Origin of the sequence: Nocardioides sp. zg-1308, assembly GCF_013155375.1 — a bacterium.
In the GTDB taxonomy this organism is placed as follows: Bacteria; Actinomycetota; Actinomycetes; order Propionibacteriales; family Nocardioidaceae; genus Nocardioides; species Nocardioides renjunii.
In genome coordinates this window covers 394,733-416,334 of record NZ_JABJQY010000004.1, presented here as the reverse complement: position 1 = coordinate 416,334, position 21,602 = coordinate 394,733, and the positions used below count along the sequence as shown (strand labels likewise).

At 72.6% G+C, this 21,602-nt stretch carries 18 protein-coding genes; 9 read left to right on the top strand and 9 right to left on the bottom strand.

The features are described from left to right. Nucleotides 1-115 precede the first annotated feature (115 nt). The 5 genes from HN031_RS16915 to HN031_RS16895 all read left to right on the top strand — a co-directional run bounded on the left by HN031_RS16915 (nucleotide 116) and on the right by HN031_RS16895 (nucleotide 6,453). The gene (locus tag HN031_RS16915; protein WP_322921851.1) at nucleotides 116-1,627 is read left to right on the top strand and encodes an RNA polymerase sigma factor; all 1,512 of its coding nucleotides are present in this window, start codon (nucleotides 116-118) and stop codon (nucleotides 1,625-1,627) included. Nucleotides 1,628-1,788: 161 nt separating this feature from the next. Beyond that, complete coding sequence (locus HN031_RS16910) at nucleotides 1,789-3,363, top strand: DASS family sodium-coupled anion symporter (RefSeq protein WP_172272800.1); 1,575 nt, start codon at nucleotides 1,789-1,791, stop codon at nucleotides 3,361-3,363. 127 nt (nucleotides 3,364-3,490) lie between these two features. Beyond that, nucleotides 3,491-4,768 carry a hypothetical protein gene (locus HN031_RS16905; protein WP_172272783.1) on the top strand — a complete coding sequence of 426 codons (1,278 nt, stop codon included), beginning with the start codon at nucleotides 3,491-3,493 and terminating at the stop codon, nucleotides 4,766-4,768. 7 nt (nucleotides 4,769-4,775) lie between these two features. After that, nucleotides 4,776-5,429, top strand: coding sequence for a TetR/AcrR family transcriptional regulator (locus tag HN031_RS16900; RefSeq protein WP_172272780.1), 654 nt, complete (start codon nucleotides 4,776-4,778; stop codon nucleotides 5,427-5,429). A gap of 4 nt (nucleotides 5,430-5,433) precedes the next feature. After that, nucleotides 5,434-6,453 carry a M28 family metallopeptidase gene (locus tag HN031_RS16895; protein WP_172272735.1) on the top strand — a complete coding sequence of 340 codons (1,020 nt, stop codon included), beginning with the start codon at nucleotides 5,434-5,436 and terminating at the stop codon, nucleotides 6,451-6,453. A 3-nt stretch (nucleotides 6,454-6,456) separates the two neighbouring features. Here the strand turns inward: HN031_RS16895 and HN031_RS16890 are convergent, their stop codons facing one another. Then, complete coding sequence (locus tag HN031_RS16890) at nucleotides 6,457-7,626, bottom strand: CapA family protein (RefSeq protein ID WP_172272732.1); 1,170 nt, start codon at nucleotides 7,624-7,626, stop codon at nucleotides 6,457-6,459. Nucleotides 7,627-7,726: 100 nt separating this feature from the next. On the opposite strand from HN031_RS16890, the gene HN031_RS16885 reads away from it, so the two are divergent. Continuing rightward, nucleotides 7,727-8,269, top strand: a complete 543-nt coding sequence (locus HN031_RS16885; RefSeq protein ID WP_172272729.1) for a hypothetical protein — start codon at nucleotides 7,727-7,729, stop codon at nucleotides 8,267-8,269. Nucleotides 8,270-8,292: 23 nt separating this feature from the next. Here HN031_RS16885 and HN031_RS16880 read toward each other — a convergent pair whose 3' ends face one another. From HN031_RS16880 to HN031_RS16870, 3 genes are all read right to left on the bottom strand, one after another. Further along, nucleotides 8,293-9,120, bottom strand: coding sequence for an EamA family transporter (locus HN031_RS16880; protein ID WP_172272726.1), 828 nt, complete (start codon nucleotides 9,118-9,120; stop codon nucleotides 8,293-8,295). Nucleotides 9,121-9,127: 7 nt separating this feature from the next. Beyond that, the gene (locus HN031_RS16875; RefSeq protein ID WP_172273738.1) at nucleotides 9,128-9,595 is read right to left on the bottom strand and encodes a DUF456 domain-containing protein; all 468 of its coding nucleotides are present in this window, start codon (nucleotides 9,593-9,595) and stop codon (nucleotides 9,128-9,130) included. A gap of 93 nt (nucleotides 9,596-9,688) precedes the next feature. After that, nucleotides 9,689-9,916 carry a hypothetical protein gene (locus HN031_RS16870; RefSeq protein WP_172272723.1) on the bottom strand — a complete coding sequence of 76 codons (228 nt, stop codon included), beginning with the start codon at nucleotides 9,914-9,916 and terminating at the stop codon, nucleotides 9,689-9,691. 255 nt (nucleotides 9,917-10,171) lie between these two features. On the opposite strand from HN031_RS16870, the gene HN031_RS16865 reads away from it, so the two are divergent. The 3 genes from HN031_RS16865 to HN031_RS16855 all read left to right on the top strand — a co-directional run bounded on the left by HN031_RS16865 (nucleotide 10,172) and on the right by HN031_RS16855 (nucleotide 15,468). Next, nucleotides 10,172-12,244 carry a type IIA DNA topoisomerase subunit B gene (locus HN031_RS16865; RefSeq protein WP_367650797.1) on the top strand — a complete coding sequence of 691 codons (2,073 nt, stop codon included), beginning with the start codon at nucleotides 10,172-10,174 and terminating at the stop codon, nucleotides 12,242-12,244. Between the two features lie 129 nt (nucleotides 12,245-12,373). Continuing rightward, entirely contained in the window at nucleotides 12,374-13,957 is a 1,584-nt protein-coding gene (locus tag HN031_RS16860) for a GMC family oxidoreductase (RefSeq protein ID WP_172272717.1), read from the top strand. Further along, nucleotides 13,954-15,468: an aldehyde dehydrogenase family protein gene (locus HN031_RS16855; protein ID WP_172272714.1), complete on the top strand. Its 1,515-nt coding sequence runs from the start codon at nucleotides 13,954-13,956 to the stop codon at nucleotides 15,466-15,468. The genes HN031_RS16860 and HN031_RS16855 overlap by 4 nt, the downstream gene beginning before the upstream one ends. A gap of 24 nt (nucleotides 15,469-15,492) precedes the next feature. On the opposite strand, the gene HN031_RS16850 is transcribed toward HN031_RS16855, so the two are convergent. The 5 genes from HN031_RS16850 to HN031_RS16830 all read right to left on the bottom strand — a co-directional run bounded on the left by HN031_RS16850 (nucleotide 15,493) and on the right by HN031_RS16830 (nucleotide 21,514). Beyond that, a complete protein-coding gene (locus tag HN031_RS16850) occupies nucleotides 15,493-15,987 on the bottom strand; it encodes a beta-class carbonic anhydrase (protein WP_367650796.1) in 495 nt (164 codons plus the stop codon). A gap of 20 nt (nucleotides 15,988-16,007) precedes the next feature. Continuing rightward, the gene (locus tag HN031_RS16845) at nucleotides 16,008-17,789 is read right to left on the bottom strand and encodes an MFS transporter (protein ID WP_367650795.1); all 1,782 of its coding nucleotides are present in this window, start codon (nucleotides 17,787-17,789) and stop codon (nucleotides 16,008-16,010) included. After that, nucleotides 17,786-18,511: an LppX_LprAFG lipoprotein gene (locus HN031_RS16840; protein ID WP_172272711.1), complete on the bottom strand. Its 726-nt coding sequence runs from the start codon at nucleotides 18,509-18,511 to the stop codon at nucleotides 17,786-17,788. The genes HN031_RS16845 and HN031_RS16840 overlap by 4 nt, the downstream gene beginning before the upstream one ends. A gap of 4 nt (nucleotides 18,512-18,515) precedes the next feature. After that, complete coding sequence (locus HN031_RS16835; RefSeq protein ID WP_172272688.1) at nucleotides 18,516-21,035, bottom strand: DNA topoisomerase (ATP-hydrolyzing) subunit A; 2,520 nt, start codon at nucleotides 21,033-21,035, stop codon at nucleotides 18,516-18,518. A 170-nt stretch (nucleotides 21,036-21,205) separates the two neighbouring features. Next, nucleotides 21,206-21,514 (bottom strand): GIY-YIG nuclease family protein, encoded by a 309-nt coding sequence (locus HN031_RS16830; protein WP_172272685.1) that lies wholly within the window; start codon nucleotides 21,512-21,514, stop codon nucleotides 21,206-21,208. Nucleotides 21,515-21,602 lie beyond the last annotated feature (88 nt).

Below are 21,602 nucleotides of genomic sequence, written 5' to 3'. Positions count from 1 at the left end.
GTGGAGCGGGCCGCGGCGGGCCTGATGGGGGACCGCGTGGAACCCCGTGGCAGAATGACGACGCGGCTCTTGACGTCACCGGGCCTCGCCGCGCCCCGAAGCTGTTTGACGAGAGGTGTTCGTGTCCTCACACGCACGCAAGTTGCTCCCCGCGGAGGTGCTCACGCACCCCTCCATCGCCGCTCTGGTCGCCGGCGCCACATCGACCGGCACCGTGTCCCCTGAGGACGTGCGACGCGCCAGTGACGAGGCCGGTGTCGAGCCCCGGCACCTGAAGGCCCTGCTGGTGCACCTCAGCGGTCTGGGCATCTCCGTCCAGATCGACGCCGCCAGCTCGCGCGCGGTCGCTGCGACCAGCAAGCGTGCCGCGACGTCCGCGGCGGCGAAGAAGGCCCCGGCCAAGAAGGCGCCCGCGACCAAGGCGGCCGCCGCGACGACCGCCGAGGCCCCCGCCAAGAAGGCCGCGGCGAAGAAGACCGCCGCCAAGAAGGCCGCCGACACCCCGGTCGACCCCGCGGCCGACGTCGTCGACCTCGGCGCCGCGGCTCCCGTGGTGATCGGCCCGGACGGCAAGAAGCTGCTGCCGGACATCCCCGACGAGGTGTTCGAGAAGGACGTCGCCAAGGACCCGACGATCAAGGAGGACGAGAAGCAGGCCTTCACCGTCTCCGCGGCCGACGAGACCGACGAGCCCGAGCAGCAGGTCATGGTGGCCGGCGCCACCGCCGACCCGGTGAAGGACTACCTCAAGCAGATCGGCAAGGTCCCGCTCCTCAACGCCGAGATGGAGGTCGAGCTCGCCAAGCGCATCGAGGCCGGCCTGTTCTCCGAGGAGAAGCTCGCCAAGGGCGGCCGGATCAGCCCGAAGATGCTCGAGGAGTACGAGTGGATCGCCGAGGACGGTCGGCGCGCCAAGAACCACCTCCTCGAGGCCAACCTGCGACTCGTGGTCTCGCTCGCCAAGCGCTACACCGGCCGCGGGATGCTGTTCCTGGACCTCATCCAGGAGGGCAACCTCGGTCTGATTCGCGCGGTGGAGAAGTTCGACTACACCAAGGGCTACAAGTTCTCGACCTACGCGACCTGGTGGATCCGCCAGGCGATCACCCGCGCCATGGCCGACCAGGCCCGCACCATCCGCATCCCGGTGCACATGGTCGAGGTCATCAACAAGCTCGCCCGCGTCCAGCGGCAGATGCTCCAGGACCTGGGCCGCGAGCCCACGCCGGAGGAGCTGGCCAAGGAGCTCGACATGACCCCCGAGAAGGTCATCGAGGTCCAGAAGTACGGCCGCGAGCCCATCTCGCTGCACACGCCCCTCGGTGAGGACGGCGACTCCGAGTTCGGTGACCTCATCGAGGACTCCGAGGCGATCGTCCCGGCGGACGCGGTCTCGTTCACCCTGCTGCAGGAGCAGCTGCACGCGGTGCTCGACACCCTGTCCGAGCGCGAGGCCGGCGTGGTCTCGATGCGGTTCGGCCTCACCGACGGCCAGCCCAAGACCCTCGACGAGATCGGCAAGGTCTACGGCGTGACGCGCGAGCGCATCCGCCAGATCGAGTCCAAGACGATGTCGAAGCTGCGGCACCCCAGCCGCTCGCAGGTCCTGCGCGACTACCTGGACTGACTCACCGCAGCACCACACCGCAGCACCACGGACGCCGAACAGCGCCACCCGGTCGGGTGGCGCTGTTCCGCTTCCGGGAGCCGGTGACGCCGGGAACAGGCTGTGGCACCGGTCACACCGCGCTCGCTAGGGTCGGGGCTTTCCGACCAGAGGAGCGCCCCGTGTCCGACCACGCCCGCCCGGCGACGTACCGCACGCTCGACGAGGTCGAGGAGACCCTCAGCCCGGCGGAGCAGCGCTTCGAACGGCTGCGCCGCACCTCGGGCCTGGTCGCCGGACCGGTGGTCGCGGTGGTGGTCTACCTGCTCTGCTCCGGCCTGGACGACCCGGCGCAGAAGCTGGCCGGGATCCTGAGCCTCGTCATCGTGTGGTGGATGACCGAGGCGATCCCGATCCCGGTCACCGCCATGCTCGCGATGGCGCTGTGCGTGGTGCTCGGCGTGGCACCGGCCGAGGAGGTGTTCGCGCTCTTCGGCAACTCCACGATCTTCGTCTTCATCGGAGGCTTCGTGCTGGCGGAGGCGATGCGCAAGCACGGCCTCGACAAGCGGTTCGCCTACGGCGTGCTCAGCATCCCGGGCGTCGCCTCGTCCACGGTGCGCGTCGTGGTGGCCTTCGGGATCATCAGCGCCAGCCTCAGCGCCTTCGTGTCCAACACGGCGAGCGCCGCGATGCTCATGCCGATCGCGATGGGGATCATCGGGTTCCTGGCCGGCCGGGTCGCGTCGCAGTCCGACGAGGACACCGACCCCGACGACGTGCGCCGGCTCCGCTTCTCGACCGCCCTGCTGTTGATGGTCGCGTACGGCGCCAGCGTCGGCGGACTGCTGACCCCCGTCGGCAGCCCGCCGAACCTCATCGGTCGCGAGCTGATCACCCAGGAGACCGGCGAGGAGATCCCCTTCTTCACCTGGATGCTGCTGGCCTTCCCCGTGGTCCTCCTGATGTTCATCGCCCTGTGCGTGGTGCTGCTCCGGCTCAACCGGCCGGAGACCAAGCGGATCGAGGGCGCTGAGGAGTTCATCCGCGAGCAGCGTGCCGAGCTGGGTCGGATGAGCCCCGGCGGGCGCAACACCCTGATCGCGTTCGGGATCACCGTGACGCTGTGGATCTTCCCCGGCGCCGTCGCGCTCGTCACCGGCGGCGAGGGTGCGTTCTACGAGAGCGTCGCTCTCCACCTCCAGGAGGGTGCCGTCGCGATCCTCGGCGCCAGCCTGCTCTTCCTGCTGCCCATCGATTGGCCGCGGCGCCAGTTCACGATCACCTGGAACGACGCGGCCCGGATCGACTGGGGCACGATCGTGCTGTTCGGCTCCGGCATCGCGCTCGGCGGGCTCCTCGGCTCGACCGGTCTGGCCGAGACCATGGGCACCGGGCTGAGCGACCTTCTCGGTGTCAGCTCGCTGCTCTCGATCACGCTGCTGTCGACGGTGATCGCCGTCGTCATCAGCGAGACCACCAGCAACACCGCGAGCGTCGGCGTGGTGGCGCCGATCGCCATCCAGCTGGCCATCGCGGCCGACGTCAACCCGGCGATCCCGGCCCTCGCGGCGGTGTTCGGCGCGTCGTACGGCTTCATGCTCCCGGTCTCGACGCCGCCCAACGCGATCGTCTACGGCACCGGGCTGGTGCCCATCACCCGGATGATCCGCTCCGGCATCGTCTTCGACGTCATCGGCATCGTGATCATCGTGGCGGGCGTGACGACCATGGCCAACGTCCTGGGCATCGGCTGACGCGCCTGCGCATCGGCTGACGCGCAGGCCGGGAGGGCCGGACCCGCCACCCTTGACGTGGCCGGCGGACAGGCGCAGGATCGCAAACGCGAAGACTTCTTCGCGTTTCCTTCTCGGGAGGCCCCTCATGCTCGGACGACCCCTGCTCACCACGTCGGCCCTGGCCGGCACCCTGCTGCTCGCGACGGCGATGCTGTCGGGCCTGGCGGCACCGGCCCAGGCCGACCCGCTCCCACCGACCGCCGTCGCGATGGGCGACAGCTTCATCAGCGGCGAGGGAGCCGGTGGCTACGTCGCCGTCACCGACCAGTCGGGGGTGGCCCAGGGCTTCCCGGGGTGGTCCGCGCCCAACAGCAACCCCTACTTCTGCCACCGCTCCGCCCACGCCTCCATCCAGGTCGCCGACCTGCCCGGGATCACCCAGCGCGTCAACCTCGCCTGCTCGGGCGCGCAGCCCGCCGACATGGCATCCGCCTCCAGCGCCCGGCCGGCGGGGCGCACGGTCGCCGCCCAGGTCGACCAGCTCCGCGAGGTGGCGCGGACCGGTGACGTCGACCTCGTCCTGCTGGGCCTGGGCTCCAACAACAGCCAGTTCACCTTCGGCGGCGTCGCCGCCGAGTGTGCCGGGCGCTTCGTCGCCGACGGCTACACCGGTTGGTGGGAGGTGTGGATCCACTTCGTCAACTGGGTCACCGGTGAGGAGCTCAACGAGCGGGCCTGCTCTGACGCGGACTTCGCGACCGCGGCGCAGCTGCAGGCGGCGCGCGCGGAGACGACCGTCGCGGTCCGCCAGGTCCTCGACGTCCTGGCCGAGGTCGACGCCGACGGCGAGCACCGAGTGGTGCTCCAGGACTACACCAACCCGCTGCCGCCGGCCTACGCCGAGCAGTACCGCACCGAGGACGGGCGCAGCGACACCCGCGACAAGTACCGCGCGCTCGTCGACGAGAGGTACGCCGCGGGGTGCCCGGCCGACATCGACACGCTCGCCCCGGCGCACCGCTTCAGCCAGAACCTCGGCGGGCTCGTCGCCGGCGTGGCCTCGACGCTGCAGGCCGAGCGGCCCGGGACCGACATCACCTACCTCGACGTGCAGCGTGCCTTCGACGGCGCGCGCCTCTGCGAGAACCCCGGGAGCCCGGGCAACGCGCTGGCCACCCCGCTGCGGGTGATGGACGGGCCCAGCGGGGTCCACGTGCAGAGCTTCGGCCCCTACGACAAGCTCGACATCAAGCGCGTCACCGACACCTGCCAGTCCTACTACCAGACCTGCCAGGAGTCGTGGCACCCGAACGCCGCCGGCCACCAGGCGCTGGGGCGTTGCCTGAGCGGGGCCTGGACGGCGACGGAGGCGACGCGCGTCAGCTGCGCCCGCACGTCCGCGGGCAGCATCGTCGTCCAGTGAGGCGCCGGTGAGCCACGCCGGGTCCGGGGGAGCCAGGGGAGGAGCCGGGAGGGCGCCCGCTGCGCCCTCCCGGCGCCGTCCCCAGCAGGTGCGCTCCCAGGAGACGGTCGACCGGATCCTCCTCGCCGCCGACCACGAGATCGGCGAGCGCGGGCTGGCCGGCGCGAGCACCACCCGCATCGCGGCGCGGGCCGGGCTGTCCGTGGGTGCGCTCTACCGGTTCTTCCACGACCGGGACGCGATCGCCGACGCCCTCGCGGCCCGCTACCTCGAGGCCGTGACGCCGGCGTACGCCGACGCGGTGTCGCAGGTGTCGTCCCTCGAGGACCTCGAGGCGGTCGTCGGCGTGCTGGTCCGGCGGGCGGCCGACCTGCAGCTGGAGCACCCCGGCTACTACCGGCTCACCGAGGAGCTCGCGCCCGAGCGCGGCGACTCGCCGGCGCGGGTCGTGCGCGAGCACCTGCTCGACCTCTTCACCGAGGCGCTGCGGAGGGCGGGCGTCGCCACGCCCCCGCCCGAGCTGCGCGCGGTCGTGGAGCTCTGCATCGAGACCGTGCGGCACACGCTCGCCCACCACCCGGCACAGGACCCCGGACGGGCGGCGTCGCTGGCGGAGCTCGAGCTCATGCTCGGCGCCTACCTGAGCTCCCGGCTACGGTGACGGCATGGTCGCAGCGAGGGGCTCCGCCGCCGCCGTCCTGGCGGCCCTGCTCCTGACCGGGTGCTCGCCCTCGGCCGACCCGCCCGGTGCCACGGCGGCGACGTCCGAGCCCGGGACCGGCGGGGCCGCACCTCCGAAGTCCTCCGCCTCCGAGCCGGCTGCGGCCTCGGAGGCGCCCGAGCAGCCGGTGTCGCCCGCCCCGCCCGACCCCGTCTCGGCCGCCGACCTCGACCCGGACACCGCCGTGCGCGCGGTCCGACACCTGGCGGGGCAGATCGGCGCCCGCGAGGCGACCGGACCGGCGTACGCCCGAGCGGCCGGATGGGTCGCGCGCGAGCTGCGTGGCCTCGGCTACGACGTCGAGCGCCAGCGTGTCGACGTCCCCGCGGGGACCTCGTGGGGCGTCGACGTCCCGGCCGGAAGGTCGGTGAACGTCGTCGCCGCGCCGCCCGGGTTCGACCCCGCGCAGCCCCACCTCGTCGTCGGCGCGCACCTCGACACCGTGCCGCAGGCGCCCGGGGCCGAGGACAACGCGTCGGGCGTCGGGGTGCTGCTGGCCGCCGCCGAGGCGGCCGCGGACCGTCGTACGCGGCTGCCGGTGCTCTTCGTCGCCTTCGGCGCCGAGGAGCCGCGCGGACCCACCGACGACGACCACCACTACGGCTCGCGGCAGTACGTCGCGCAGCTCACGCCGCAGGAGCGTCGGGCGATGCGCGCGATGGTCTCCCTCGACCGCGTGGGCGTCGGCGCGCGGGTGCCGGTGGGCTCCGCCGGCGCCTCCGACCCGGTGCAGCGCAGCCTCCTCGCCGCGGCCCGACGGGCCGGGGTGCCCACGGTCGCCGACGGCGAGCAGCGCAGCAGCGACCACTGGTCGTTCGTCCGCGACGGGCTTCCGGCGGCACGGCTCGGCTCGACGCCCTATGCCGGCTACCACTCGGCCGGGGACGTCCCGGCAGTCGTGTCGCCAGCGCAGCTCGAGCGTGTCGGGCGTCTGGTGCTCGCCTGGCTCGCGCCCCCTCGGTGACCCTCAGCCGAGGCCGGCGCAGGCGCGCAGGGCGGCCACGTCGGAGCGGAAGTCCGCTGCGGCCGCACCCGTGACGGCGCGCGCCAGCCCGTCGGCGCCGATGGCGCCCGGCCACCAGCGTGCCCGCGTCACGGTCGCCCGCCCCGACCGCTCGCGGGCGGGCCGGACGGTGAGCGTCAGCACGCCCGTCGGGCCGGGGGAGTACCACGCGAAGTTGCCGAGACCGTAGGCCACGTAGGCCTCGCCGAGACGCCCGTCGCCCCGCAGCTCGTGGGCGTGCGTGCCGGCGACGACATCGGCTCCCGCGTCGACCAGGCGGCGGGCCAGGGACCTCTGGTCCGGGCTCGGGCAGCGCTCGCCCTGCACGCCCCAGTGGAGGTAGGCCACCACCGCGTCCGCCTCACGCGCTGCCCGCCGCACGGTCGCCAGCAGGCGTGCGGGGTCCATGGCGTCGGCGGTGCCGGCACGTCGGTCGGTCGCGGCCCACTGCCCGGTCGGGTCCGCGGTCGGGTCCTGGTCGGCCACGGACGCCGTCACGGTGGCGACCACGGTGCCGTCGACGTCGGTGAGCGCCGGCCGGTACGCCTCGTCGGCGGTGCGGCCGACCCCGATCACCGCGAGCGGGGGGTCGGCCCCTGCTGCTGCCCGCGCGGCGCGCAGCGTGCTGGGCAGGCGGGCACGGCCGAAGTCGACGGCGTGGTTGTTGGCCATCGTGGCCACGTCCACGCCGGCTGCGGCGAGGGCCGTGAAGGCCGCCGGTCCGGCGGAGAAGGTGAAGCGCTTGCCCGGCGCGGGACGCCCGCCCGAGCCGACGGAGGTCTCGAGGTTCACCACGGCGAGGTCGGCCGACGAGAGGACGCGCGCCACGGGCGCGAGCGCCGTCGCCGGGTCCGCCAGGCGTCCGGCGAGCGGCCCCTCGAAGTGGACGTCGCCGGCCAGGGCGATGCGCACCGCAGCCGGCCGGGCAGGCGCCGGGCTCGGCTCGCGCGGGGCGGTGGTCGACGGGGACGGGTCCGCGGGCGTGGACGCCGAGGGCGACGTCGTGGGGGCGTCCGGGGGCGGCGGGCCCTCGGACGACGTGCAGCCGGCGAGCAGCACCGCCAGCAGGACCGCGAGCACCAGCGCGGCCGGCACCGGCGCGCCGACCGGGCGGCTGCGGACCCGGGGCGACATGGGTCGGATTCTCACACGTCGGCGTGCCGCCCCGCGGGCGCTCCCACTTCGCCCGCACGAGGGTGGACGCGTCAGGGGTGGGGGGTGCCACACTCGGGACATGAGGTCTCGGACAGTCCTGGTCGCCACAGCGTCGGTCGTGCTCGCCGGCGTCGTCGCCGCTCCCGCGCACGCGGAGTACTACGCCGTCGACGACCCCGCGGACGCGCCGACGTCCCTGACCGACATCCAGCGGTTCGAGGCCAACCACGGGGGCGACAACCTGCTGGTCCGGGTGCGCTTCACCGAGCTCATGCGCTCGAGCGTCGCCGGGGTCTCGGTCTTCCTCGACACCGACCGTGACCGGAGGGGCGCCGAGTACGTCCTCAGCAGCGGCCTCGGCGACGGCACCGACTACGTCCTGACCCGGGCCGAGGGGTGGCGGGCCGTGGACCGACGCGTGCGCTGCGACTACTCCGCGCGCCCGCGCTGGGGCAAGGACGTCTTCCGCGCGGTGATCGGTCGCGACTGCTTCGACCGGGTGCCGCAGGTGCGGGTCTCGGTCAGGATGGGCGACCAGGCAGATGGCACGCAGCCGGTGGTGGACTGGGCGCCGAAGCGCCACCGCTGGAGCGTCCCGATCGCCTCCGGCCTCGGCGCCTGACCGAGGCGGTCCGACCGCGGGCCCTAGGCGGCTGCGACCAGTGCCACCGCGAGCCCGCACAGCACCAGCCCGAGGCCCTGCGAGCCCTGGATCCGCTCCTTAAGCACGACGGCGGCCAGCGCGATGGTGATCGCTGGGTAGAGCGAGGTGAGGACCGAGGCGATCGTGAGCAGGCCGCTCTGCGTGGCCAGCAGGAACGTGACGGTCGCGGCGGTGCCCAGCAGCCCCGCGGCCGCGCCCCAGGCCTGTGAGCGGTCGTGTGGCCACCACCGTGCCCCCAGGGCGCTGGCGGTGAGGGCGACGGCGACCGCCGCGACGAGCTGGGCGAGCGCGAGCGGCGCGAGCCCGGCCTCCTCGGGCACCTGGCCCATGGCCGCGAAGAGGACGCCGAAGCCGATCCCGGCCAGGACGCCGTCGACGATCCCGGCCGCGAGGTCGCCCGAGGTCCCCGGCTCGCGGCTGACCAGCCAGATGCCGGGCACGGCTGCCAGGATCCCCAGCCAGACCAGCGCGTCGGGCCGCTCACCGGTGGCGACGCCCACGCCGACCGGGAGCAGGGCCGCCCCCACGGCCGAGATGGGCGCCACGACGCCCATCCGACCGGCCGCGAGGCCGCGGTAGAGGAAGGCGCCACCGGTGCCGCTGCCGATACCTGCGAGGGCGCCCCACCACAGGTCGGCCCGGGTGGGGGAGCCGTCCGTGGCGAGCGTCAGCACCACGGCGCCGGCGAACGCCGCGACCGAGCCGATGAAGGCGACGGGCCATGCCGACGTACGACGGGAGGCGAGCCCGCCGACGAAGTCCGAGAGCCCGTAGGCCAGGGCGGCGGCGAGGGAGAGCAGGACGGCCATCGGCGCCTCAGGTGGCCGTGACGCCGACGACCCAGACCACGGCTGCGAGGAACGCGGCGACCAGCTCGATGAGGATGGAGACCCCGACCGCCCGCAGCGCCGCCATCGTGGACGGCCATGCCTGCGCGCCGCCCACCCGTGCCCGCTCGGCGGCGTAGACGCCCAGGACGAAGCCGATGAACATGCCGACCAGGGGGATGACGAAGAACCCCACGAAGGCCAGCACGCCACCCGCGACCAGGGTGCGGTTGGGGACGCCTGAGGCCTTGAGCCGGCGGCCGGGGACCAGGTACTTGACGACCGAGCCGCCCACCAGCAGGAGCGCGCACGCCGCGAACACCGCCCAGGCCGTCGACCCACCGATCTCCAGCGCCCACACGAGGACGGCGCCGAGCACCAGCAGGGTGCCGGGCAGGACGGGGACGATGATGCCCGCGATGCCGACGGCGATCGCGACGGCGACGACGAGCTCCATGGCACTCACGGGCAGAGCCTCCCAGAGGACGCAGATCGGCCCCGGAGAGCGTGTCCGGGGCCGATCTGGAAGTAGGTGTGGGTCGGGTCGTGCTCAGGCCTCCGGGGCCGGGGTGGCCGGGGTCTCCAGCTTGTGCGTCTCGTCGTGGACGCTCGCTGCGACCTCACGGAGCTTCTCGCCGTGCTCGCGAGCGTGGTGGGCGCAGAAGAGCAGCTCACCTCCGGTCTGGAGCTCCACGCGGAGGTAGGCCTGGGCACCGCAGCGGTCGCAGCGGTCACCGGCCGTCAGGACGGCCTGGGTGGGTGCGGTGGCAGTGGTCACGTCAGCCTCATTTCTTGTTCATCGGTGTCTGGCCCAACGTAGCCCTTGGGGCAAAGATTCCCCTCGAGCACTTGTAGATCGAGAACTCGTGCAGTCAATCACGTCACACTCCTCCGCGCTGGCGTTGTCCACCAACCGTCGGCGGCCGTTGCAGAAGCGATACGGATAGGTGCCCCACGCTAGACCGCCTCATGCGCGCCCACGGCCAGCGTGCCTCCGTCGACGCCCGGCGTGTCGCAGGTAGGTTTGCTCCTTGTGGCAGCACCGGCGGACAACACCTACAACGCAGCGCACCTCCTGGTCCTCGAGGGCCTCGACGCCGTACGCAAGCGGCCGGGCATGTACATCGGCTCCACCGACACGCGCGGGCTGATGCACTGCCTGTGGGAGATCATCGACAACGGCGTGGACGAGGCCCTGGCCGGCGTCGCGCACCGGGTGGAGGTGACGCTCCACGACGACGGCTCGGTCGAGGTCTACGACGACGGGCGCGGCATCCCGACCGACAAGGAGCCGAAGACCGGCCTGTCGGGCGTCGAGGTGGTGGCCACCAAGCTGCACGCCGGCGGCAAGTTCGGCGGCGGCTCCTACGTCGCCACGGGCGGCCTGCACGGGGTCGGCCTGTCGGTGGTCAACGCGCTGTCCTCCCGGATGGACATCGACGTCGACCGCTCGCCGACCCAGCAGGGCCTGTCGTTCCAGCGCGGCGTGCCGGGCGTCTTCGACGGCGAGGGTCCGGCGGCGCCGTTCACCCCGCAGTCGGGCCTGACCCGCAAGGGCAAGCGGGTCGCCAAGGGGCGCACCGGCACGCGGATCCGGTTCTGGCCGGACCGCCAGGTCTTCACCAAGGACGCCCGCTTCGAGATGGAGGGCCTCATCGGGCGCGCCCGGCAGACGTCCTACATCGTGCCGGGTCTCGAGCTGGTGATCCGCGACCAGCGCTCCTCGGAGATGGTCGAGGAGAAGTTCCGCCACGACGGCGGCATCGCGGAGTTCGTCGAGTTCCTCTCCCACGGCGAGCCCGTCACCGACATCCTCCGGCTCCAGGGCACCGACACCTTCACCGAGACGGTGCCGCTCCTCGACGACAAGGGCCACATGACGCCCCAGGAGGTCGAGCGCGAGCTCACCGTCGACGTCGCGGTGCGCTGGGACACGGCCTACGACACCGAGGTGCGCTCCTTCGTCAACGTGATCGCGACGCCGAAGGGCGGCACCCACGTCAGCGGCTTCGAGAGCGCTCTCACCAAGACGTTCAACGACGCCATGCGCGCCGGCAAGGTGCTGCGCTCGGCTGACGCCGACGTCATCAAGGACGACGTGCTCGAGGGTCTGACCGCCGTGGTGACCGTGCGCCTGGCCGAGCCGCAGTTCGAGGGCCAGACCAAGGAGATCCTCGGCACCCCGGCCGCGCGCGGCGTCGTACGCAAGGTGGTGGGCGGGGAGCTCAAGGCGTTCCTCACCTCGACCAAGCGCACGGAGAAGGCGCAGGCCAAGCTCCTCATGGAGAAGGTCGCCGCGGCGTCCAAGACCCGGCTCGCGGCGCGCCAGCACAAGGAGAACCAGCGCCGCAAGAACGCGCTCGAGTCCTCCGCCCTGCCCGCCAAGCTCTTCGACTGCCGCAGCGCCGACACCGAGCGCACCGAGCTCTTCATCGTCGAGGGCGACTCGGCGATGGGCACCGCCAAGGCGGCTCGCAGCAGCGAGTTCCAGGCGCTGCTGCCCATCCGCGGCAAGATCCTCAACGTCCAGAAGGCCACCGTCGGCGACATGCTCAAGAACGCCGAGTGCGCCTCGATCATCCAGGTCGTCGGCGCCGGCTCGGGCCGTACGTTCGACCTCGAGTCCGCGCGTTACGGGCGGATCATCCTGATGGCCGACGCCGACTCCGACGGCGCCCACATCCGGTGCCTGCTGGCGACGCTGTTCTTCAAGTACATGCCCGAGCTCGTCCGCGACGGGCGGCTCTACTCCGCCGTGCCGCCTCTGCACCGCATCGAGCTGTCCAACCCCAAGAAGGGGATGGACAAGTACATCTACACCTACTCCGACGACGAGCTGCAGCGCCGGCTCGCCGAGCTCAAGAAGAAGAACGTCCGCTGGAAGGACCCGGTCCAGCGCTACAAGGGTCTCGGCGAGATGGACGCCGACCAGCTGGCCGAGACGACCATGGACCCCCGCTACCGGACGCTGCGCAAGCTCACCATCGACGACGTCGACGAGGCGAGCCGGGTCTTCGACCTGCTGATGGGCTCCGACGTCGCGCCCCGCAAGGAGTTCATCGTCCAGGGGGCCTACGAGGTGGACGTCGAGGCGCTGGACGCCTGAGCGGCCCCCGCGAGCTGAGCGCCGTACGACGACCGCGCCGGGCCGGCGCGACGCTGACAGTGGTTGTGGCGACGTGCCCGCCTCAGTAGGTTTGTGGCTCGCGTCACACCGCTGCCGACAGGGAGACACATGCCCGACGAGAAGTTCGACTACATCGTCATCGGATCGGGCAGTGCCGGCGGCGTGGTCGCCGCGCGGCTGACCGAGGACCCGGACGTACGGGTGCTGCTGCTCGAGGCCGGCCCGGCCGACGACGACGACAACATCCACATCCCGCTGGCGTTCTCCGCGCTCTTCAAGACGAAGTGGGACTGGAACTACGAGACGACCCCGCAGAAGCACCTCGCGGGACGCCGGGCCTACTGGCCTCGGATGAAGGCGCTCGGCGGCTGCTCCTCGATGAACGCGATGATCTACATCCGCGGCAACCACGCCGACTACGACGAGTGGCGCGACGCCTACGGCGCGACCGGGTGGGGCTTCGACGACGTCCTGCCCTACTTCCGCAAGGCCGAGGCCAACACCCGGCTGGGCGGCCCGTTCCACGGCACCGACGGTCCGCTGCACGTGGAGGACCGGACCTACGACCACGAGCTGAGCACCGCGTTCGTGGAGGCCGGCGTCGCCGCGGGGCTGAAGCGCAACGACGACTTCAACGGCGCCGAGCAGGAGGGTGTCGGGCTCTACCAGGTGACGTGCCACAAGGGGCGGCGCTGGTCCGTCGCCGACGCCTACATCCACCCGGCGGACACGCGCCCCAACCTCACCGTCCGCACCGAGTCCTTCGTGACGCGCATCGTGCTGGAGGGCAACCGCGCGGTCGGCGTCGCCTACACCCGCCGCGGCGAGCAGCTGGTGGCGCGGGCGGAGGCCGAGGTCGTCCTCAGCGGGGGCGCGATCAACAGCCCGCAGCTGCTGATGCTGTCCGGCATCGGCCCCGGTGCTCACCTGCGCGACATGGGCATCGACGTCGCTGTCGAGTCGTCGGGCGTGGGACAGAACCTGCAGGACCACCCGGCGGCGGGCATCCTCAGCTACACCCGCGACACGACCGACATCGCGGAGATGCTCGGCCTGCGCAACCTCGTGAAGTGGAAGGCGACCGGCAAGGGCCCGCTGAGCTCCAACGTCGGGGAGGCGGGCGCGTTCTACACCTCGCGCGACGACCTCGCGCTGCCCGACGTCCAGCTCCACGTGGCGCCGACCGGCTTCTACGACAACGGCATGCACGAGCCCGTACGCCGGGCGCTTACCACGGCCATCACGCTGGTCAACGTCCAGAGCTCGGGCCACGTGCGGTTGCGCTCGGCGGACCCCACCTGGCACCCCGAGATCGACCCGGGCTACTTCGACGACCGCGCCGACCTCGAGGCCATGATCGGCGGGTTCCGCACCGCCCTGGAGGTCCTGCGCCAGGGTCCGATCGCGAGGTTCGTCGACGAGCCGTGGGTCCCGGCGTCGGCCGACCCGAGCGACGACGAGATCATCGAGGGCATCGGGCGGCTGGGCCAGACGCTCTACCACCCGGTCGCGACGTGCGCCATGGGCACCGTGGAGGGCAGCGTCGTCGACCCGCAGCTCCGGGTGCACGGCGTGGAGGGCCTCCGGGTCGCCGACGCCTCGGTCATGCCGCGGGTCCCGCGCGGCAACACCAACGCCCCCACCATCATGATCGGCGAGAAGTGCGCGGATCTCGTCAAGGAGTCCCGATGACCAGCACCCTCCAGCCCACTGCGACCGCCGGCGCCGGCGAGACCTTCGACTCGCTCGACCCCGCCACCGGGGACGTCGTCGGCACCCACCCCGTCGCCGGGCGCGACGAGGTCGACGCGGCGGTCGCCCGTGCGCGTGACGCGGTCGACTGGTGGGGCAACCTGTCGTTCGACGAGCGGGCCGACTTCCTCCTCACGTGGCGCTCGGTGATCACCCGCCGCATCGCCCAGCTGGCCGACCTGTCGCACCGCGAGACCGGGAAGCCGCACGGTGACGCCCAGCTCGAGATCGTCCTCGCCATCGAGCACATCGCCTGGGCGGCCAAGAACGCCAAGAAGGTGCTCGGGGCGCGCAAGGTCGGCTCCGGGCTCCTGATGGCTAACCAGGCGGCGACCGTGGCCTACCACCCGCTCGGCGTCGTCGGCGTGATCGGACCGTGGAACTACCCGGTGTTCACCCCGCTGGGGTCCATCGCGTACGCCCTGGCCGCCGGCAACGCGGTGGTGTTCAAGCCGAGCGAGTACACCCCCGGCGTCGGCCAGTGGCTCGCCGACTCGTTCCGCCAGGTGGTGCACGGGCGTGACGTGCTGCAGGTCGTCACCGGCCTCGGCGAGACCGGCAACGCGCTGTGCCGGGCGCGGATCGACAAGCTCGCGTTCACGGGCTCCGGACGCACGGGCAAGCTGGTCATGGCCGCCTGCGCCGAGAACCTCACGCCGGTCGTCATCGAGGCCGGCGGCAAGGACTCGCTGATCGTCGACGAGGACGCCGACCTGGCCAAGGCGGCGGAGGCGGCGCTGTGGGGCGGGATGGCCAACGCGGGACAGACCTGCACCGGGACCGAGCGCGTCTACGTCCACCGCAACGTCTTCGACGCCTTCATGGCCGAGATCCTCGCCCAGGCCGACGGCCTCCGCGCCGGTGCCGACTCCGCCGCCCAGATCGGGCCGATCACGATGCCGTCACAGCTGGGCGTCATCAGGAGCCACATCGACGACGCCGTCGCCCGGGGCGCGCGGGCGGTGCTCGGAGGGCCCGACGCCGTGGGGGAGCGGTTCGTCCAGCCGACGATCCTGACCCACGTGCCCGAGGACTCCACGGCGATCACCGAGGAGACCTTCGGCCCGACGCTGGCGATCAACCCCGTCGACAGCATGGAGGAGGCGGTCCGCCTCACCAACGCGACCCAGTACGGCCTGGCGGGCGCGGTGTTCTCCAAGGCCAACGGCATGTCGATCGCGCGCCGCATCCGGTCCGGCATGACGTCGGTGAACTCGGTCGTCTCCTTCGCCGCGGTGCCTGCCCTGCCCTTCGGGGGCGTCGGACAGTCCGGGTTCGGCCGGATCCACGGGGCCGACGGGCTGCGCGAGTTCACCTACGCCAAGGCGATCACCCGGCAGAAGTTCGCTCCGGTGATGAACCTGACGTCCTTCGCCCGCGACGCCGCGACCGACGGCAAGGTCGCGCAGCTCATCACGCTCCTGCACGGCGGCAAGCAGACCCTCAAGTAGCCCGCCCCGGCGGGAGGGCGTACGTCAGACGTGCTGGGTGAGCAGCCCGGTGTCGACGTCGTAGAGGAAGCCGCCGACCGCGGCGCGCTCGCCGATGAGCGGGTGCGTGCGCACCTTGGCGACGTCCTGGCGCAGCTGGTCGAGCTGGTCGGTCACGACGCCGAAGGACTGCCAGCTGGCGTCGACCCCGGCCGACTCGCCGACCCTGGCCCGCAGCTCGTCCTCCGAGGCGGAGGCCATCGCGCAGCGGGTGTGCGGGACCACGAGGACACGCTGCACGTTGAGCAGGTGCACGCCCAGCACGAGCGCCTCGAGGGCCTGGGGCGTGACGCGGCCGCCGGGGTTGCGGAAGATCTTGGCGTCGCCGTGGCGGAGGCCGAGCATCCGCAGCGGGTCGATGCGCGAGTCCATGCACGTCACCAGCGCGATGCCGGCGTGGGCCTTGCCGTCGAAGCCGCCGAGGTCGAAGGTGTCCGCGAACTCGCGGTTGGCCCGCATCAGGTCGTCGAAGTCGCTCACGACCGGCAGGGTAGCGCCCCTCAGACCGACCCGGAGAAGACGTCCCGCGCGCTGAGCCGCGTCGGCCCGACCTGCCGGAGCAGCACCAGCGCGAGCGCCGCTGCCACCACGGCGCAGCCCGCCGCGCCCCAGAAGACGGCGTGCTCCTGGGCGATCCCGGCGACCCGCAGCAGGTCGGAGAACTCCTTGCACCGGCTCCTGCCGTCGCAGACGTCCTGCACGGCGGGCACGGCGCCCTGCTCGGCGTAGTAGCGGCGCAGCCCGATCGTGGTGAGGGCGGAGATGCCGACGAGCATGCCGACCATGCGCGCGACGACGACGAAGGCGCTGGCCACCCCGTGGGCGTCGTCGTCGGTGAAGGCGAGGAGCGCGGCGTTCACGGGTGCCAGGGCCAGGCCGAAGCCCAGCCCACCGGTGACCAGGGCGAGGTTGGCGATCGGCTCCTCGATGGTCGTCAGCCCCCAGCGGGTCATCAGCACGAACCCGGCGGCCGCCATCAGCATGCCGATGGCGGTGACGACGCCGGGGGAGAGGAACCGGATGAGGTAGCCGCCCGCCACCGCGCCGACAGGGAGCGCCAGCAGGAAGCGGACCAGCACGAGGGCGGCCGGCAGCTGGTCGTCGGGGTAGACGGTGGTGCGGGCGAAGAGCGGGATGTCGATGAGGGCGGCGATCAGCGCGGCACCCACGAAGAAGCTGACCAGCAGCGCCCCCCACGCCGGCGTACGCCGCAGCGCGCCGCGGGGCACGAGCGGGTTCGCGGCGCGGCGTACGTGCCACACGAAGGCCACGGCGCCGAGGACCGCACCCAGGAGGTACCACCGGCCGCGGGGCGAGAACACCTCGATCTTGGGATCGGCGGTGGCGAAGGCGAGGATCACGCCGCCGAGGGCCGTGGCGAGCAGCAGCGCCCCGACGAGGTCGGCCTCGACCAGCACGCGACCCCAGCCGCGCAGGTCCAGCAGCGGGTGCGGGGCGAAAGCGCACCAGGCGAGGAGCAGGACGAGCGCCGCCATCGTCGCGGCGCCGATCGGCGTGAGCCAGCGGCCGTCGCCGGCGAACGGGATGAACAGCTGGCCCCAGGTGAGGTCGCGCATGAGCGACGGTGGTCGGAGGAAGACGACGGCACCGCCGGCGACCGTGGCGAGGGCGAGCAGGAGGCCGACGACGTCCGGTCGGCGCCGTTCCCGGCGCTCCCGGTGCTCCTGGGCCTCCCGGTGCTCCCGGGGGGCGAGGGCGCGGATGGCCGCGGCGAGGACGAGGCCGACGGCGAGGTTGATCGCGAAGATCGCTCGCCAGTCCGCGAAGGCGAGCACCGCCGCGCCGAACAGCGGTCCGAGCACCGAGCCGATCTCCTGCACGGCCGACACCACGCCCAGCGGGACGCCGCGCCGCTCGACGGGGTAGAGGTCGGCGACGAGCGCCAGCGTCGCGGGGACGAGACCGCCGCCGCCGACGCCCTGCAGGAAGCGACCCGCGACGATGCTCGGCATGTCGTAGGCCACGGTGGTGATGAGGGAGCCCAGCGCGAAGAGCACGAGCGCCATGACGAGCACGGGCACGCGGCCGCGCAGGTCGGCGATGCGTCCGATCAGCGGGAGCATGGCGACGTAGCCGAGGAGGAAGCCGCTGACGATGGGCGCGGCCCGCTGCAGCTGGTCGATCGGGACGCCGACGCCGGTCATCATGTCGGGCAGCGCGAGCACGACGACGTACGTGTCGGCGGCCGCGAAGGCCACGGCGACCGCCGCCATGGCGAGGAGCAGCCGCGAGGTGCGGGCGAGCCCGGCCGGCTCGCTCACGGTGCGGTGATGTCCTTCTCCGTGCCGTAGTCGGCGAAGTCGACCGTGTAGGTCATCGGGTCGGTGCGGGGGTAGAAGACGCCGGTGAGCGTCGCCTTGCGCAGCTCACCCTCGTCGGTGACCTGCCACTCGACGTCGAAGGTGTCGCCGGAGGACGAGGGGATGACCGCGTCCATGGCGTCGCCGGGCACGGTGCCGGAGTAGGTGGTGAGGACCTCGGAGTTGTTGGAGCCGCCGCGCACGCTCTCGCCGGCCTTCGGCGAGTCGGTGAGCCCGAGCAGGCCGGCGAACCCGTCCTGGCCGATGAGGCCGGACGGGTCGGGGGCGCCGTACTCCTTGGGGTCGACCTCGTTCCAGCCCGGGGTGAAGGGCAGCTGGGCGTAGACGGTGTCGTCGACGGCGATGACCGGCACGTCGACGGTCTGGCCGGCGAAGACGACGGTGATGGACCCGTCGAAGGCCGGTGCCTGGGTCAGGGTGCCGGCCGCCCGGGTGATGCCGGAGACGCCGTCGGGCAGCGAGGGCGTCGAGAGGGTCAGGTCGACGCCGCTCGTCTCGGTCAGCCGGGTGGAGGCCTCGGCCAGGATCTCCTCGGGCGTCTGGCTCTCCGCCTCCTCGCCGCCGCCGTCGTCGCCCGAGCAGGCGGCGAGCGTGGGCACGGCCAGCAGCACCCCGGCGAGAGCGGTGGCGAGACGTCCGGTGGTCCGGGCACAAGCGAGCATGGGCTCAGCCTTCCACAGGGGCGGGCGCCGGGTCGGACGGCGCGGCACCGGCGGGGCCGAGCTGGGACGCGACCTGCGCCGCGACGGGCGAGGCGACGGCGGCGATCGGCTGAGGGGCCGGCACGCCGGACCCGTCCCGCCTGCCGTTGGCCTCGGGCAGGTCGACGGGCGCGCCGCTGGCGGCAGCTGCCCGGGCGGGGCCCGGTCCGGCCCACGCCGCGACCAGGACGTCCTCGCCCTTGAGGAAGCGGTGGCTGCGGACGCCCCCGGTGGCGCGTCCCTTGCCGGGGTACTCGCTGAACGGCGTCACCTTGACCGCGCCGGCCTCGGTGCCGGGGAGCGCGGTCGAGGACCCCGAGGCGGTCACCACGACGGCGTCCGAGGGGTCGAACGCCCCGAAGAACGCGACGTGCTGGCCGGCGCCGAGCTTGATGCCGGCCATGCCGCCGCCGGAGCGGCCCTGCGGGCGGACGCCGGCGGCGGGGAAGTGGAGCAGCTGGGCGTCGGAGGAGATGAAGCACAGCTCCTCCTCCCCGGTCACGAGCTGCACCGCACCGACGACCTCGTCGCCGTCCTTGAGGCCGATCACCTCCCACTCGTCGCGCCCCAGGACCTCGGGGTTGACCCGCTTGACGACACCGTCGCGGGTGCCGAGCGCGAGGCCGGGGCCGTCGGTGGGCAGCGAGGTGAGGGCGAGGGCGCGCTCGCCGGTGTCGAGGGGGAGGATCTCGGTGAGCGGGAGGCCGCCCTGGAGGTTGGGGTCGTTGGCGGAGTCCGGCAGCTCGGGCATGTCGAGGACGCCCACCTTGAGCAGCCGACCGCGGCTGGTCACCACGCCGACCTCGCCCCGCGCGGTCGTGCGGACCGCGCTCGTCACCACGTCGTGGTTGGCTCGACCCTCGCCGTGCCCGGGGGCGGTGGCGGACGTCGTACGGGCCAGGAGGCCACTCGACGACAGCAGCGCGAAGCACGGGTCGTCGGCGACCTCGAGCGGCGTGGCGGACGCGGCCGTGACGGTGGTGCCGGCCGAGGCGAGCAGGACGGTGCGCCGCGGCGTGCCGTGCTCCTTGGCGACGTCAGTCAGCTCGTCGGAGACGACCTTCCGGAGCAGCTTCTCGTCGGCGAGGATCGCGTCGAGGTACTCGATGGTGCGCTCGAGCTCGGACTTCTCCTTCTCCAGCTCGATCCGGGAGAACTTGGTCAGCCGGCGCAGCGGCATGTCGAGGATGTAGTCGGCCTGCGCCTCCGACAGCTCGAAGACGGAGATCAGCCGCTCCTTGGCAGCGGCGGCGTTGTCCGAGCTGCGGATCACCTGGATGACCTCGTCGATGTCGAGGATCGCGATGAGGAGGCCGTCGACGAGGTGCAGCCGGTCGGCGGCCCGTGCGCGGCGGAACGAGGAGCGGCGGCGGACGACGTCGAAGCGATGGGCGAGGAAGACCTCGAGCATCTCCTTGAGGCCCAGCGTGCGCGGCTGGCCGTCGACCAGCGCGACCGCATTGATGCCGAAGGAGTCCTCGAGCGCGGTCTGGCGGTAGAGCTGCTCGAGGATGGCCTCGGGGACGAAGCCGTTCTTGATCTCGATGACCAGGCGCAGGCCCTGGTGGCGGTCGCCCAGCTGCTTGACGTCGGCGATGCCCTGCAGCTTCTTGGCGAGGACCAGCTTCTTGATCTGCTCGACGACACGCTCCTCGCCGACGCCGTAGGGCAGCTCGGTGACGACGATGCCCTTGCGCCGGGGGGTCACGGACTCGATCCGCGCCGTGGCCCGCATCCGGAACGTGCCGCGGCCGGTGTCGTACGCGTCGCGGACGCCGTCGAGGCCGACGATCTTGCCGCCGGTGGGCAGGTCGGGGCCCGGGATGTAGCGCATGAGGTCGTCGAGCGTGGCCTTTGGGTGCGTGACGAGGTGCTTGAGGGCCTGCACGACCTCGACGAGGTTGTGGGGGGCGATGTTGGTCGCCATCCCGACCGCGATGCCGGCGGCGCCGTTGACGAGCAGGTGCGGGATGGCGGCAGGGAGCACGACCGGCTCGGTCTCGCGCGAGTCGTAGTTGGGCTTGAAGTCGACCGTGTCCTCGTGGATCGAGGCCGTCATGGCGACCGCGGCGGGCGCCATCCGGCACTCGGTGTAGCGCATCGCGGCGGGCGGGTCGTCCGGCGAGCCGAAGTTGCCGTGCCCGTCGACGGTCGGCAGGCGCATCGACCAGGGCTGCGCCATCCGGACCAGGGCGTCGTAGATCGCGCCGTCGCCGTGCGGGTGCAGGCGGCCCATCACCTCGCCGACGACGCGGGCGCTCTTCACGTGGCCGCGGTCGGGCCGCAGCGACATGTCGTCCATCGTGTAGAGGATGCGGCGCTGCACCGGCTTGAGGCCGTCGCGCGCGTCGGGCAGGGCGCGGGAGTAGATGACCGAGTAGGCGTACTCCAGGAACGACGACTGCATCTCGTCACGGATGTCGGTGTCGAGGATGTGCTCCTCGAAGTCGTCCGGGAGGGGCTGTTTCGTCGTACGTCGTGCCATGCGGGCCATTGTCCCCGCTGGCCCGCCGAGTCCGGCTGGGGGCTCGCCGGGGCGGGGCGACCTCTTCCGCCGGCGATCGCGTCTCGACACGCCTCGCTCGAGAAGAGGCGTCCTCTCGATGGTCGAGTAGGTCGCGAGCGCCAGCGAGCGGGCGTATCGAGACCCGGCCCTCAGCCGTCGGCCCTCTTCTGCCGGCGCGAGAAGTCCTTCCTCGCCAGGGGCGGCAGTCCTTCGTAGTCGCCGGCGATGAGCGCCAGCCTCTTCGCGCGGCTCCAGCCCTGCACCTGCTTCTCGCGGGCGAAGGCCAGGGCGACGTTCTCGTGCTCCTCGTGCCACACCAGCTCGACGGGCCTCCGTCCACGCGTGTAGGCCGCGCCCACGCCGCTCTCGTGCTGGAACAGGCGGGTGAAGAGGTCCCGGGTGCTGCCGACGTAGAAGGAGCCGTCGGCGCACCTCAGCATGTAGACGTAGGCGGTCATCGTTCGAGGGTCGTCGTCCGGGGTGGTCGGTGACAGGGGGTGGGCGGGATCTGTGGACGGGTCTCGATACGCCTCGCTCGTTCCTCGC

Excerpts from the sequence above, each read along its gene's own strand:
- HN031_RS16830 (WP_172272685.1), bottom strand. The coding sequence starts at position 21,514 with ATGACCGCCTACGTCTACATGCTGAGGTGCGCCGACGGCTCCTTCTAC.
- HN031_RS16835 (WP_172272688.1), bottom strand. The coding sequence starts at position 21,035 with ATGGCACGACGTACGACGAAACAGCCCCTCCCGGACGACTTCGAGGAG.
- HN031_RS16855 (WP_172272714.1), top strand. The coding sequence starts at position 13,954 with ATGACCAGCACCCTCCAGCCCACTGCGACCGCCGGCGCCGGCGAGACC.
- HN031_RS16895 (WP_172272735.1), top strand. The coding sequence starts at position 5,434 with ATGGTCGCAGCGAGGGGCTCCGCCGCCGCCGTCCTGGCGGCCCTGCTC.
- HN031_RS16885 (WP_172272729.1), top strand. The coding sequence starts at position 7,727 with ATGAGGTCTCGGACAGTCCTGGTCGCCACAGCGTCGGTCGTGCTCGCC.
- HN031_RS16880 (WP_172272726.1), bottom strand. The coding sequence starts at position 9,120 with ATGGCCGTCCTGCTCTCCCTCGCCGCCGCCCTGGCCTACGGGCTCTCG.
- HN031_RS16905 (WP_172272783.1), top strand. The coding sequence starts at position 3,491 with ATGCTCGGACGACCCCTGCTCACCACGTCGGCCCTGGCCGGCACCCTG.
- HN031_RS16840 (WP_172272711.1), bottom strand. The coding sequence starts at position 18,511 with ATGCTCGCTTGTGCCCGGACCACCGGACGTCTCGCCACCGCTCTCGCC.
- HN031_RS16860 (WP_172272717.1), top strand. The coding sequence starts at position 12,374 with ATGCCCGACGAGAAGTTCGACTACATCGTCATCGGATCGGGCAGTGCC.
- HN031_RS16890 (WP_172272732.1), bottom strand. The coding sequence starts at position 7,626 with ATGTCGCCCCGGGTCCGCAGCCGCCCGGTCGGCGCGCCGGTGCCGGCC.
- HN031_RS16875 (WP_172273738.1), bottom strand. The coding sequence starts at position 9,595 with ATGGAGCTCGTCGTCGCCGTCGCGATCGCCGTCGGCATCGCGGGCATC.